The sequence below is a fragment of the Pseudomonas eucalypticola genome (genome assembly GCF_013374995.1).
Taxonomy (GTDB): domain Bacteria; phylum Pseudomonadota; class Gammaproteobacteria; order Pseudomonadales; family Pseudomonadaceae; genus Aquipseudomonas; species Aquipseudomonas eucalypticola.
This window is the reverse complement of the sequence record NZ_CP056030.1, coordinates 5,268,191-5,281,806: the sequence shown is the minus strand read 5'-3', so window position 1 is coordinate 5,281,806 and position 13,616 is coordinate 5,268,191. Positions and strand designations below refer to the sequence as shown.

Here is a 13,616-nt window from a genome sequence, read left to right as displayed (position 1 = left end):
CGGTCCCTGCCAGCATCAGAGGATGCTGATGGGGTACGAAACGATCACCCGGTTCTCGTTGAACTGGTTGGTGCCATAGTCACGGCGCATGCTGGAGTTACGCCACCGCAGGTTCAGGTCCTTGAAGGTGCCTTCCTGGAAGGTGTAGGCCAGTTCCGATTCGCGGCCCCACTCACTGCCACCGTCGATGGTCGCGGTGTGAATGTTGTCACCGTGGATGTAGCGGTTCATCAGGGTCAGGCCGGGAACGCCCAGGGCGGCGAAGTTGTAGTCATGACGCACCTGCCAGGAGCGCTCCTGGGCATTGTCGTAGCTGGAGTTGTAGCTGTCGTTGGCCAGGGTGCCGCCGCTGGTGCCGTTGACGCGCATCCAGTTGTTGTCGCCGGTCAGCTTCTGCAGGCCCACGTAGAAGGTGCTGCCGCCGTACTTGGCCGAGAGCAGGGCCGAGTAGGTGTTGTTGTCGAGCTTGCCGTCCAGCGCGCTGCCGTCGTCGCTGCCGTGGAAATAACCCAGGTTGGCCCCCAGCACCCACGCACCGACCGGTTGCGAATGCACCAGTTGCACGTATTGCTGGTGGTAGATGTCTTCCAGTTGCGCGTACCACACGCCGACCAGGGTGCGCTTGTCATTGAAGGTGTACTCGGCGCCGGCGAAGTTGAAGCGGTCCGACTCGTGGCTGGTGTTACCGGTCAGCTGCATGGGGTTCATGCTGCCGTCGTTGCGCGGGCTGTTGTCGCGGAACTGACCGCCGTACAGGGTCAGGTTGGTGATTTCCTTGGAGGTCAGCTGCGCACCGCGGAAGGTCTGGGGCAGCGAACGGCCGTCGTCCGAACGCAGGATCGGCAGCACCGGCATCCACTCGCCGATCTTCAGTTCAGTGTTGGAGACCTTGGCTTTCAAGGCCACGCCCAGGCGGCCAAAGTTATCGGCCGGGTTGCCATCGCTGTCCAGGGGCAGCAACTGGGTACCACCGGTGCCGCCACCACCGTCGAGTTTCTGCGAGTACAGGCCCAGCACGTCGACACCGAAGCCCACCACGCCCTGGGTGAACCCTGACTTGGCATCGAGGATGAAGTTCTGCGTCCATTCGGCCTGGGTGCCTTGTGGCGCCTGGCTGTCGGTGAAGTTGCGGCCGAAGTAGAAGTTGCGCAGGGTCAAGTTGACCTTGGCGTCTTCCAGGAAGCCATGGGCGTCGTCTGCCAGCACGGGCAAGGACGAGCCAGCGATGGCCAGAGCGATGAGACTGCGGGTGTAGGAGGAGCGAGTGATGGCTTTCATTATTGTTGTGGTCTCTCTAATTATTGGCAACAGGATGCCGTCGCGACGGGTGTTCAAGTCGTCGTGATTCATGCAGCGTTCGCGAATGCGGGGTAGATCAGAGGCGGAGCGGGGCTTGGATGAGCATGGTGGCGTTTCCTGTTGTTATTGTCTTTGTGTGTACGGGATCGGGTGAATCCTTCACTGTCCTGTTGAGCGGATGGTGCTTGCTCGGCAGGGGGTGAATCAATCTGTCGCACCGCAAACAGGGCGATAAACGAACACTAACTAACTTGTTAGTTTCAATCAAGACGTTTCAATATGTTAACAGGTGTGTTTATAGCACCGTTTCTGACAGAAATGTCATAAATTCATCGGTTGTCGTACCTCTTTGTCGGGGTTGCTGGGTATCAAGGTGAGCCAAGCCCAGCCGAGCCGTATCGAAAATCGAGACAAAAAAAGCCCGCCAACAGAGGCGGGCTTTTCTTCACGCAGCCGAATCAGCTTTTCGGCGCTTGCGCCTGGTCTTGCTGAGCTTGCGCCTGCCCGGTCTGCTGGTACCAGCCACCGCCCAGCGCCTTGTACAGGTTGACCTCGCTGGTCAACTGCGAAAGGCGGTCGCTGATGGCCGACTGCTGGGCGCTGAACAGCGAGCGCTGGGCGTCCAGGAAGGTCAGGTTGCTGTCGACACCAATGCGGTAGCGACGCTCGGCCAGGCGGTAGTAGTCCTGGTTGGCTTGCACCAGGTCTTTCTGCGCCTGCAACTGCTCTTTGTAGGTCTTGCGTGCCGCCAGGCCGTCGGAGACTTCCTGGAAAGCCGTCTGGATGGCTTTCTCGTAGTTGGCGACGTTGATGTCCTTCTGGATCTTCGCGTAGTCCAGGCTGGCCCGCAGGCTGCCGGCGTTGAAGATCGGCAGGTTGATGGCCGGTGCGAAGGTCCACGCGCCCTGGCCACCCTTGAACAGGTTGCCCAGGTCGGAGCTGGCGCTGCCCGCCGAGGCGGTCAGGGTGATGCTCGGGAAGAACGCTGCCCGCGCCGCGCCGATGTTGGCGTTGGCCGCCTTGAGGGCGTGTTCGGCTTCAAGGATATCCGGACGACGCTGCAGCAGGTCGGACGGCAGGCCGGCTGGCATTTCGGTCAGCAGGTCGCCGTCGAGCGGTTGCGGCTTGGCCAGGTTGGTCGGCAGCGGGCCGCCAAGCAACAGCACCAGGGCATTTTCGTCCTGGGCTACCTGGCGCTGGTACTTGGACAGGCTGACGCGCGCGGTTTCCACCGACGTGCGAGCCTGGGCCAGATCCAGCGCCGACGACACGCCCACTTCGCTGCTGCGCGACGTCAGGCGGTAGCTTTCCTCGAACGCCTTGAGGGTGTCTTCGGTCAGCTTCAGCAGGCTCTGGTCGGCCTGCCAGGTGTAATAGGCGTTGGCGACGCTGGCCACCAGGCTGATCTGCGAGGAGCGTCGGGCTTCCTCGCTCGACAGGTAGGTTTCCAGCGCCTGTTGGCTGAGGCTGCGCACGCGGCCCCACAGGTCCAGCTCGTAGGAACTGATACCCAGGTTGGCGGTGTACTCGCCACCCACCGCCGTCTTGCCGGTGGAGCTCAGGTCGGCAGGGGTGCGTGCGCGAGTGGCGGTGGCGTTGGCGCTGACGGCCGGGAACAGGTCCGCACGCTGGATGCGGTACTGCGCCTGGTACGCTTGTACATTGAGGATCGCTACTTTCAGGTCGCGGTTGTTCACCAGCGATTCCTGAATCAGTTGCTGCAACGCCTGGTCATGGAAGAACTGCTGCCAGCCTTGCTCGGCGGCGGCCATGCTCGCCGCCTGGGCCGGCGAATACGCCGGGCCATGCGGGTACTGCGCCGCCACCGGGGCGGCGGGCTGCTTGTAATCCGGGATCAGCGAGCAGCCACTGAGGATGGCCGCGGCGACCGCGATAGACACTAGGGACTTGCTCATTGCCCAGCCTCGTTACGTGGAGTTTCAGTCGACCCGATCGCTTCATGGGACGCGTGCTCGTCCTTCTTGCGCTTGTCTCCGAACAGCGTTGAGACCGAGACGAAGAACAGCGGTACCCAGAACAGCGCCAGGGTAGTGGCGGTCAGCATACCGCCGATCACGCCGGTACCGATCGCGTGCTGGCTACCGGAGCCTGCGCCGTGGGAGATGGCCAGGGGCACGACACCCAGGATGAACGCCAGGGACGTCATGATGATGGGGCGCAGACGCATCCGGCAAGCCTCGATAGCCGCTTCGGTGTAGGTGCGGCCCTGCTCATGCAGTTCCTTGGCGAACTCGACGATCAGAATGGCGTTCTTCGCCGCCAGGCCAATGGTGGTCAACAGGCCCACCTGGAAGTACACGTCGTTGGACAGGCCGCGCAGGCTGGTGGCCAGCAGGGCACCGATGATACCCAGGGGGACTACCAGCATGACCGCGATCGGGATCGACCAGCTTTCATACAGGGCCGCCAGGCAGAGGAACACCATCAGCATGGAAATGGCGTACAAGGCTGGCGCCTGGGAGCCCGACAGGCGCTCCTCGTACGACAGTCCGGTCCACGACAGGCCCACGCCTTTTGGCAGCTTGGCGGCGATGCGTTCCACTTCGGCCATGGCTTCACCGGTACTGTAGCCCGGGGCAGGGGAGCCGAGAATCTCGATACCTTCCACGCCGTTGTAGCGCGCCAGCTTCGGCGAGCCATAGATCCACTTGCCGCTGGCGAAGGCGGAGAACGGTACCATGGTGCCGGCGCTGTTGCGCACGTACCACTTGTTCAGGTCTTCGGGGCTCATGCGCGAGTTGGCCTGGCCCTGCACGTACACCTTCTTCACCCGACCACGGTCGATGAAGTCGTTGACGTAGCTGCCGCCCAGTGCCACCGACAGGGTGGTGTTGATGTCGGCGATGGTTACGCCCTGGGCGCTGGCGCGTTCGTCGTCGATTTCCAGCTGGAACTGTGGTTCGTCGTTCAGGCCGTTCGGGCGGGTCTGCGTCAGAATCTTGCTCTGCGCGGCCATGCCCAGGAACTGGTTGCGCGCTTCCATCAGCTTGTCGTGGCCAATGCCGGCACGGTCTTGCAGGTAGATGTCGAAACCGGTGGCGTTACCCAGTTCCAGTACCGCTGGCGGCACGAAGGCGAACACCATGGCGTCGCGCAGGCTGAAGAAGTGCTGTTGGGCACGGGCCGACAGCGCGGCGGCGGTGTTGTCGCTATTACGTTCATCCCATGGCTTGAGCATGATGAAGGCCATGCCCGAGCTCTGGCCGCGGCCGGCGAAGTTGAAGCCGTTCACGGTGAACACCGAACTCACGGCGCCTTTCTCGTCGTCCAGCAGGTACTTGCGCATGTCGTCGATGACGTGCTGCGTACGCTCGGCGGTGGAGCCGGGCGGGGTTTGTACCTGGGCAAAGATCACACCCTGGTCTTCTTCCGGCAGGAAGGACGTCGGAATGCGGGTAAACAGCCAGGCCATGCCCAGCACGATCAGTACGTAGCCTAGCAGGTAGGGGGTCTTGCGGCGCAGCACGTGGCCGACGCCGGCTTCGTACTTCTGCACGCCGCTGTCGAAGGTACGGTTGAACCAGTTGAAGAAGCGGCCATGCTTGTGGTGGTCTTCGCCTTTCTTGATGGGCGACAGCATGGTGGCGCACAGCGCCGGGGTGAAGATCAGGGCGACCATCACCGAAAGGGCCATGGCCGAGACGATAGTGATGGAGAACTGGCGGTAGATCACACCGGTAGAGCCGCCGAAGAACGCCATGGGCAGCAGTACCGCCGACAGCACCATGGCGATACCCACCAGGGCGCCCTGGATCTGGACCATGGACTTTTTGGTGGCTTCCTTGGGGGACAGGCCTTCCTCGGCCATCACCCGCTCGACGTTTTCCACCACGACGATGGCGTCGTCCACCAATAGGCCGATAGCCAGCACCATGCCGAACATGGTCAGGGTGTTGATGGTGAAGCCCGCAGCCGCGAGGATACCGAAAGTACCCAGCAGCACCACCGGCACCGTCATGGTGGTGATGATGGTAGCGCGGAAGTTCTGCAGGAACAGGTACATCACCAGGAACACCAGGATGATCGCCTCGACCAGGGTTTCCACCACGTTATGAATCGAGGTGGTGACCACGGGCGTGGTGTCATACGGGAACACGGCCTTCACGCCTGGCGGGAAGAAGGGTTCCAGGTCGGCGATGGTCTGGCGAATGGCCTTGGCGGTATCCAGGGCGTTGGCACCGGTGGCCAGCTTGATCGCCAGGCCCGACGCAGGGGCGCCGTTGAACTGGGCGTTGATGCTGTAGTTCTCGCCACCCAGGCCTACTTCGGCGACATCGCCGACGCGTACCTGGGAGCCGTCGGTGTTGACCTTGAGCAGAATGTTGCGGAACTGCTCAGCGGTCTGCAGGCGGGTCTTGCCGATGATGGTAGCGTTCAATTCCTGGCCAGCCACGGCAGGCAGGCCACCCAGTTGGCCGGACGATACCTGTACGTTCTGCGCCGAGATGGCGGTGGAAACGTCACCCGGGGTCAGCGCGTATTTGTTCAGCTTGGCCGGGTCCAGCCAGATACGCATGGCGTACTGGGCACCGAACACCTGGAAGTCACCCACACCGGCGGTACGGGAGATGGGGTCCTGCATGTTGGAGACGATGTAGTTGCTGAGGTCGTCCTTGGTCATGCTGCCGTCGGTGGACACCAGGCCCACGACCATCAGGAAGTTCTTCACCGCCTTGGTCACGCGTATACCCTGTTGCTGCACTTCTTGGGGCAGCAGCGGGGTGGCCAGGTTCAGCTTGTTCTGTACCTGTACCTGGGCGATGTCAGGGTTGGTGCCCTGGTTGAAGGTGGCGGTGATGGTCATGCTGCCGTCGGAGTTACTTTCCGAGGCCACATAGCGCAGGTTGTCGATACCGTTGAGCTGCTGCTCGATCACCTGCACCACGGTATCCTGCACGGTCTGTGCGGACGCACCTGGGTAGGTCACCTGGATGGCGATGGCCGGTGGCGCAATCGCCGGGTACTGGTTGATCGGCAGGTTGAGGATCGACAAGGCACCGACCAGCATGATCACCAGGGCAATCACCCAGGCGAAAATCGGACGGTCGATAAAGAATTTCGACATGGTTTACTCCCCTTGGCCGCCTGCGGACGCATTCGTGGCGGGGGCAGGGTTCGCGGGCTTGACGTTGGTCGCTTCGGTCGCCTTGACCTCCACGCCCGGTTTCACGTACTGCAGGCCTTCGGTGATCAGACGGTCACCGGCCTTCAGGCCATCTTCCACCAGCCACTGGGTACCTACGGTGCGGCTGGCCTTCAGCTCGCGCAGCTCGACCTTGTTGTCGGCGTTGACGATGAGGGCGGTCGGGGTGCCTTTCAGGTCGCGGGTCACGCCCTGTTGCGGGGCCAGAATGGCCTGCGCGGCGACACCGGCTTCCAGCTTGGCGTGCACGAACATGCCGGGCAGCAGGGTGTGGTCCGGGTTTGGGAACACGGCGCGCAGGGTCACGGAACCGGTGGTTTCGTCAACCGACACTTCCGAGAACTCCAGCTTGCCTTCCTTGCTGTACGTGCTGCCGTCTTCCAGGGTCAGTTGCACCTTGGCGGCATTGTCGCCGGCTTTCTGCAGCGCACCGCTGGCCAGGTCGCGGCGCAGCTTGAGCATTTCGGCGGACGACTGGGTCACGTCGACGTAAATGGGGTCCAGTTGCTGGATGGTCGCCATGGCGTCGGTCTGCCCGCTGGTCACCAGGGCGCCTTCGGTCACGCCGGAACGGCCGATACGGCCGGTGATGGGCGCCAGCACCTTGGTGTAGCGCATGTTGATCTGCGCAGTCATCAGCGTGGCTTCATTCTGCAGCTGGGTGGAACGGGCGTTATCGTATTCCTGGCGGCTGACGGCCTGCTCATTGATCAACTGCTTGTAGCGGTCGGCCAGGGCCTTGGACGACTGCACGCTGGCCTGGGCGCTGGCCAGGGTGGCCTCGTACACCGACGGGTCGATCTGGTACAGCTGCTGGCCGGCCTTGACGTCCGTGCCTTCGGTGAACATGCGCTTGAGGATGATGCCGTTGACCTGAGGGCGGACTTCAGCCACACGGAAAGCAGTGGTGCGGCCCGGCAGTTCGTTGGTCAGTGTGTAGGCTTGTGGTTGCAGGGTCACGACGCCGACCTGAGGAGTCTGCGGGGCAGGGGCCGCTTCTTCCTTTTTACAGCCGCTGAGCAAGGAGGCCAGGGCGACGGCGGAAACCAGAGCGGTAACAGCTGGCTTGAATTGCATGAAGATCCTCGGGTCAGGAGCGCAAAGGAGCGCTCAAGCATAGTGGAATGACAAAAAATCGTTGCGACTAGATAAGTAGCTTACTAACGAATATACTTACATTCATGGTTGTTTGTAAACACCCGAAACATCCGCAAACGGATCGCCGGGCCACGATTAGCTAGCGCGGGAGCAGGCATTACAAGCGCCGCCCCGACTCGACCCCGACTGCCTATGCGCAGCGCGGCCCCAGAAAGAGGTTTTTACTGCCATGGTCCGACGTACTAAAGAGGAAGCTCAGGAAACGCGAAGCCAGATACTCGAAGCGGCCCAGAAAGCATTCTATGAGCGCGGCGTGTCGCGCACCACGCTGGCGGATATCGCCGCACTGGCGGGGGTGACCCGCGGTGCCATCTACTGGCACTTCAGCAATAAGGCCGACCTGGTGCAGGCGATGCTCGATTCCCTTCATGAACCCTTGGACGAACTGGCGCGGGCCAGCGAAAGTGAGCAGGAGCTTGATCCGTTGGGGTGCATGCACAAGTTGCTGGTGCACTTGTTCCACCAGGTGGCACTGGACCCCACTACCCGGCGCATCAATGAAATCATGTTCCATAAGTGCGAGTTCACCGACGAAATGTGTGACATTCGGCGCCAGCGGCAAGCCGCCAGCCTGGACTGCAACGTTCGTATCGATCTGTCCCTGCGCAATGCCGTCAACCGCGGGCAGTTGCCCGAGAACCTGGACACCGCGCGCGCTGCGGTGGTTCTGCACGCCTATATCGATGGCATGCTGGGGCAATGGTTGCTGGTGCCGGACAGTTTCGAGTTGCATCAGCAAGCCGAAAAATGGGTGGACGCATGTTTCGACATGCTGCGCTTGAGCCCGGCACTGCGCAAATGAAAGTGTGATTCCAGTTGTATCAACGTATAAGCTGATAGCAGAATTAAACCATAAAGGCTGGGTGCCATTATCCACGGGCCGATGCCATTTGAATAGTTAGCGGGCTATGTATTTTCCCGCCGTTGCCGCCGAGCGTGTGAATGACATCGCAGAACAGCCTGCTCACCGGAAACGACCAGCCCCTGAAGGGCATCGGCTTGATCTGCCTGGCGGTGCTGTTGTTTGCCAGCCATGATGCCTTGTCCAAATTCCTGTCCGGTATCTATCCCATCGTCCTGGTGGTATGGGCGCGTTATGTGGTGCATACCTTGTTGATGCTGGTGGTGTTCGTGCCCCGCAGCGGCTTTTCCAGCATCGTGCGCACCAAGCGCCCCGGCCTTCAGTTATTGCGGGCCATCTGTCTGATCGGTACCAGCCTGCTGTTTACCACCGGCCTGCGGTATATCCCCTTGGCCGAGGCCACCTCGGTGAACTTCCTGGCGCCCTTGCTGGTGACCGCGTTATCGGTACTGGTACTGGGCGAGCAGGTCACCCGCAGCCAGTGGCTGGCGGTGCTGGGTGGCTTCGTCGGGGTATTGATCGTGGTGCGCCCCGGTGGCGACCTGTTTACCCCGGCGATTCTGTTTCCCCTGGGGTCGGCCCTGTGTTTCGGCATTTACCAGCTGATTACCCGCAAGCTCAGCGACATCGACAGCCCCACCACCAGCAACTTCCTGGCGGGCATATTCAACAGCCTGATCATGACGGCCTTGTTACCGTTTTTCTGGGTGACCCCGGATGGGTTGCATGCAGTGTTCATGATCGGCCTGGGCACCTGCGGCATGTTGGGCCATCTGCTGCTGACCAAGGCCTTTCTGCATGCCGCGCCCGCCATGCTGGCGCCGTTCAGTTACGGGCAGATTCTGTTTGCCGGCATGTATGGCTATCTGATCTTCGACCACACCCCGGACGCCTGGGCGCTGACCGGTATCGGGGTGATCTGCCTGAGTGGGTTGGCGGTGGCCTGGGGGCAGCGGCGGCGGTAGGTGGAGGGGGGCTGGACCGCCAGCCCCAGCCGTTCCCCGTGTCATCGGCCCCGCAACACCCGATTCGGCATCGCTACCGCCGCCGCCAGCCCCAGCGCCGACACCGCCGCGCTGGCCAGCAGCAACTGCTGGAAGGTCGCCAGCAACTCCCCGCGCAGCGCTTCCTGCGCCGCACCGCTGGCAGCATTCAGGCTGGACAGCAAGGCGTTGCCCGTTGCCCCTTCAGGCCCCAGTTCCACACCCTGCAACAGTGCCAGCAGCAACGCCGACATGCACGCCACCCCCACGGCCCCGCCCAGTGAGCGGAACAGGTTGGTGGTGCTGGTGCCCACGCCGATGTCCTGTTGTTGCACGGCGTTCTGCGCGCCCACCAGCGAGGTCGGGAATTGCAACCCGGCGGCGAAGCCGGTCAGTAGCATGAAGGCGCCGCTGAGCCATAGCCACTGCGGTGGGGTGAAGGCCAGGCCGAGGATGCCCAGGGGCATCAGCACGGCGCCCGCCAGGATCACCGGTTTGTAATGGCCGGTACGTGCCGTCCTGCGCCCGCCCAGGAAGGCACCGATGGGCAGGCCGATGGCCAGCGGCAATACGTCCAGGGCGGCGCTGTCGGCGCCGGCACCCGTGACGGTCTGGAAACGCAAGGGAATCAGCACCGACAGCGAAATGGCCTGGAAGGCAGTGAAAAACACCGTGCACCAGCACAGCACGGCCGGGCGGATGCTGAACAGGTGCATCGGCAGCAACGGCTCTGGCGCGCGGCGTTCATGCCCCACGAACAGGCTCAGGGCGGCCAGCGCCACCAGCAGCGGGCCCCACACCGGCGGTGTGCTGAACGCACGCCCTTGGCCGAGTTCGGTGATGCCCAGCAGTAATGCCGTCAGGCCAATGATCATCAGCGCGGTGCCCAGGTAATCGATGACCGGCTGGCGGCGCTTGACTGCCAGCCCCACCAGGGTGTGCCGCGCGTACAGCCATGCCCCCAGCCCCAGCGGCAGGTTGAGCAGGAAGATCCACCGCCATGACAGGTATTCGGTCATGTACCCGCCCAGCACCGGCCCGGCGACGCTCGCCGCTGCGTACATGCTGCTGAAGTAACCCTGATAGCGGCCGCGTTCACGTGGCGGCACGAAGTCGCCAATGATTGCCTGGCTGACCGAGACCATGCCGCCGGCGCCGATACCCTGTACAACCCTTGCCACTACCAGTTGCTCCATGCTCTGGGCCATGGCGCAGAACAACGAGGCCAGGGTGAACAGGGCAAGCCCGGTGAGAATCATCAAGCGACGGCCATACAAGTCGCCGAATTTGCCATAGATAGGCACCGCCACGGTCATGGCGACCATATAGCCGGAGATGACCCAGGCCAGCAGGTTGACGTCGTTGAACTGCGCGGAAATCGCCGGCATCGAAACAGCGACGATGGTCTGGTCCAGCGCACCGAGAAATATCGACAGCATCAGTGCCGTGAGCACGCTGCGCAGGGCGGGTTGAGGAGGGTTCAGGTTGGTCACGGGGGCAGGCCTGCAAGGCAGAAAAAAACCCCGGCGAACCGAGGGGGAAAGTCCCCTCAGTCTACTAGATAGCTAGCTATGGGTTCTATTCGATTGTTTCATAGGGCAAACCGACATAGTTTTCGGCGATGGTCTTGCGCCCGGCTTCGGAACCCACGTAGTAGTCCAGCTCGGTTTGCTGGATACGCTGGCTGAAATCGTCGGTGTCCGGGAATTTGTGCAGCACCGAGGTCATCCACCACGAGAAGCGTTCGGCCTTCCACACCCGCCGCAGGCACACTTGCGAGTACTTGGCGAGCAAGTCAGTGCGGCCTTCGCCGTAGACCTTGGACAAAATGTCGAACAACGTGCTGACATCGCTGGCCGCCAGGTTCAGGCCCTTGGCGCCCGTGGGGGGCACGATATGGGCCGCGTCGCCGACCAGGAACAACCGGCCGTACTGCATGGGCTCGACCACGAAGCTGCGCAGCGGGGCGATGCTTTTCTCGATGGACGGGCCGGTCACCAGGCGTTGTGCCAGGTCGTCGGGCAGGCGTGCCTTGAGCTCGTTCCAGAAGCGCTCGTCGGACCAGTCTTCGACCTTTTCCTCTGCGGCGACCTGCACGTAATAGCGGGTGCGGGTTTGCGAGCGCATGCTGCACAGGGCGAAGCCGCGTTCGTGGTTGGCATACACCAGTTCTTCGTTGACTGGCGGAGTGTCGGCAAGGATCCCCAGCCAACCGAAGGGGTATACGCGCTCGAAGGCCTTGATCGAGTCGGCGGGTATCGACTGGCGGGCCACGCCGTGGTAGCCATCGCAACCGGCGATGTAATCGCAGTCCAGGCGGTGGACTTCGCCATCCTTTTCGTAGGTCAGGTAGGGCTGGTCGCTTTTCATGTCATGAGGCCGGACGTTGGCAGCCTCATAGACGGTCTGGGCGCCACACGCCTGACGAGCGGCCATCAGGTCGCGCGTCACTTCGGTCTGGCCATAGATCATCACCGTCTTGCCCCCGGTCAGGGTCTTGAGATCGATATGGGCGCGGCGGCCATTGAAGGCCAGTTCGAAGCCGGTGTGCACCAGGCCTTCGGCGTCCATGCGGGCGCTGACATCGGCCTTGCGCAACAGGTCGACCATGCCTTGCTCCAAGACGCCGGCACGGATGCGGCTGAGCACGTAGTCGGGCGTCTGGCGTTCAAGGATGACGTTGTCGATGCCGGCCTTGTGCAGCAGTTGGCCGAGCAGAAGGCCGGATGGTCCGGCGCCGATGATGGCGACTTGAGTCTTCATTGTTGTTATCCCAGGCAAGTTCCGCAGAGCTTAGGGGGCACACGGCGGATAATTTTTATGGTTGGAGTGCCTGCATTTTTCGCTGGTAGGAAGGCTGTCGGAAGGTGAAAAACCGTAGTTTTTTTGTACTTTTCGCTAATCGGTGCGATTATCGGGCGATATTGAGCTTGCGGAGTGCGTCACGATGTCACGCCCGGTTTCCAGCCCTGTTCCGGTGTTCAAGTTGTATGGCGAAGGCCAGGAATGGCTCACCCCCGACTTGCTGCACTGCGAGACCATTCCCAAGCGCAGCCGTGTGCACCATTGGGAGATCAAGCCGCACCGCCATGCTGATCTTTCCCAGTTGCTGTATGTGCATGCTGGTCAGGCCGAGATCGAAGTGGAAGGCCAGCGGCGAATGTTCCGCGAAGCCATGGTGCAGGTAGTGCCACCTTTATATGTGCACGGTTTCCGCTTTTCGGAAGATATCGAAGGTTATGTGATCACCCTGGCGGCGCCCCTGGTCAGCGAGTTGAAGGCATTGCTGGGGGCTGCGGCCGAGGTGCTGGCCGCGCCTGCCAACTTTACCGCCGGCGCCGACCGTGCCTACCTCAACAGTCTGGTGGCGGCACTGCAGCGTGAGTACAACGCCGCCCAGCCAGGACGTGACCTGGCGCTGCATTCATTGATCAACCTGTTGGTGGTGTGGGTAAGCCGCCAGATGATTCAGCGTCACAAAGCCGGGCAGAGCCAGGAGCGTGGGCGCGATTACCTCAATGTCTTCACCCGCCTGGTGGAAGCGCGGTTTCGCCAGCAGCCCAGTGTCGAGGCGCTGGCCCATGCCACGGGCATCTCGGTGGCGCACCTGAATAACGTCTGCCGGGATCTGGCCGGGCAAACCGCCCTGCAGATCCTCCACCAGCGGCTGCTGCTGGAGGCCAAGCGTGCCCTCATCTATACCAGCATGACGGTCAGCCAGGTATCGGACAGCCTGGGGTTTACCGACCCTGCTTACTTTTCGCGTTTCTTCCGGCGCATGAGCGGCGTTTCACCCCGGGCCTTTCGCCATACCGGTCACCTGCCGCCACCCCTTAACGCAGGGCGTTGAACGCACCCGAATGAGGCAGGCACTGGGTCGTGCTACAGCTGATCTCCATGCGTGGCTGGTTTCGCGCCTGTTCAACACGCCAGGCCGCCGCAGCGTAGAGGGCTGCTACGCTGATGATTAGCAAGGTCATGCGGTAGTTTCTTGTTATGAGGATCATGGTACTCACCTTCGGCAATGCAGAGGTTCTGTATTCAGTCTAGAACACGGGACGGGCGAGGGAAGGGTGTAGCTGTATGTAGTCAGTGGATTTCGTATTTGATACGAAATGTTTCATGCTCAATCGCTACGTTTATAGTGCGA

Annotated in this window: 9 protein-coding genes; 3 read left to right on the top strand and 6 right to left on the bottom strand. The window is 61.9% G+C overall.

Features of this window, described 5'->3' with window-relative positions:
* Positions 1 to 15 precede the first annotated feature (15 nt).
* The 4 genes from HWQ56_RS23570 to HWQ56_RS23555 form a co-directional block, all read right to left on the bottom strand.
* Positions 16 to 1,278, bottom strand: coding sequence for an OprD family porin (locus HWQ56_RS23570; protein ID WP_176571912.1), 1,263 nt, complete (start codon positions 1,276 to 1,278; stop codon positions 16 to 18).
* 479 nt (positions 1,279 to 1,757) lie between these two features.
* Positions 1,758 to 3,215, bottom strand: coding sequence for an AdeC/AdeK/OprM family multidrug efflux complex outer membrane factor (adeC, locus tag HWQ56_RS23565; protein ID WP_176571911.1), 1,458 nt, complete (start codon positions 3,213 to 3,215; stop codon positions 1,758 to 1,760).
* On the bottom strand, positions 3,212 to 6,385 hold the full coding sequence (locus HWQ56_RS23560; RefSeq protein ID WP_176571910.1) for an efflux RND transporter permease subunit: 3,174 nt from the start codon (positions 6,383 to 6,385) through the stop codon (positions 3,212 to 3,214). The genes adeC and HWQ56_RS23560 overlap by 4 nt, the downstream gene beginning before the upstream one ends.
* Before the next feature lie 3 nt (positions 6,386 to 6,388).
* Entirely contained in the window at positions 6,389 to 7,540 is a 1,152-nt protein-coding gene (locus tag HWQ56_RS23555; protein ID WP_158158730.1) for an efflux RND transporter periplasmic adaptor subunit, read from the bottom strand.
* Positions 7,541 to 7,790: 250 nt separating this feature from the next.
* Between HWQ56_RS23555 and HWQ56_RS23550 the strand changes: the two genes are divergently transcribed.
* Entirely contained in the window at positions 7,791 to 8,423 is a 633-nt protein-coding gene (locus HWQ56_RS23550) for a TetR family transcriptional regulator (protein ID WP_158158731.1), read from the top strand.
* Between the two features lie 140 nt (positions 8,424 to 8,563).
* Entirely contained in the window at positions 8,564 to 9,448 is an 885-nt protein-coding gene (locus HWQ56_RS23545; protein WP_158158732.1) for a DMT family transporter, read from the top strand.
* Between the two features lie 41 nt (positions 9,449 to 9,489).
* Here HWQ56_RS23545 and HWQ56_RS23540 read toward each other — a convergent pair whose 3' ends face one another.
* Complete coding sequence (locus HWQ56_RS23540) at positions 9,490 to 10,959, bottom strand: MDR family MFS transporter (protein ID WP_245217803.1); 1,470 nt, start codon at positions 10,957 to 10,959, stop codon at positions 9,490 to 9,492.
* An 85-nt stretch (positions 10,960 to 11,044) separates the two neighbouring features.
* Positions 11,045 to 12,229, bottom strand: coding sequence for a 4-hydroxybenzoate 3-monooxygenase (gene pobA / locus HWQ56_RS23535; protein WP_158158735.1), 1,185 nt, complete (start codon positions 12,227 to 12,229; stop codon positions 11,045 to 11,047).
* 184 nt (positions 12,230 to 12,413) lie between these two features.
* On the opposite strand from pobA, the gene HWQ56_RS23530 reads away from it, so the two are divergent.
* Positions 12,414 to 13,316, top strand: a complete 903-nt coding sequence (locus HWQ56_RS23530; RefSeq protein ID WP_158158737.1) for a helix-turn-helix domain-containing protein — start codon at positions 12,414 to 12,416, stop codon at positions 13,314 to 13,316.
* Positions 13,317 to 13,616: the final 300 nt, after the last annotated feature.

Bases quoted from the DNA above. Each gene is read 5' to 3' on its own strand.
- adeC (WP_176571911.1), bottom strand. From the start codon at position 3,215: ATGAGCAAGTCCCTAGTGTCTATCGCGGTCGCCGCGGCCATCCTCAGT.
- HWQ56_RS23545 (WP_158158732.1), top strand. From the start codon at position 8,564: ATGACATCGCAGAACAGCCTGCTCACCGGAAACGACCAGCCCCTGAAG.
- HWQ56_RS23555 (WP_158158730.1), bottom strand. From the start codon at position 7,540: ATGCAATTCAAGCCAGCTGTTACCGCTCTGGTTTCCGCCGTCGCCCTG.
- HWQ56_RS23550 (WP_158158731.1), top strand. From the start codon at position 7,791: ATGGTCCGACGTACTAAAGAGGAAGCTCAGGAAACGCGAAGCCAGATA.
- HWQ56_RS23560 (WP_176571910.1), bottom strand. From the start codon at position 6,385: ATGTCGAAATTCTTTATCGACCGTCCGATTTTCGCCTGGGTGATTGCC.
- HWQ56_RS23530 (WP_158158737.1), top strand. From the start codon at position 12,414: ATGTCACGCCCGGTTTCCAGCCCTGTTCCGGTGTTCAAGTTGTATGGC.
- HWQ56_RS23570 (WP_176571912.1), bottom strand. From the start codon at position 1,278: ATGAAAGCCATCACTCGCTCCTCCTACACCCGCAGTCTCATCGCTCTG.
- pobA (WP_158158735.1), bottom strand. From the start codon at position 12,229: ATGAAGACTCAAGTCGCCATCATCGGCGCCGGACCATCCGGCCTTCTG.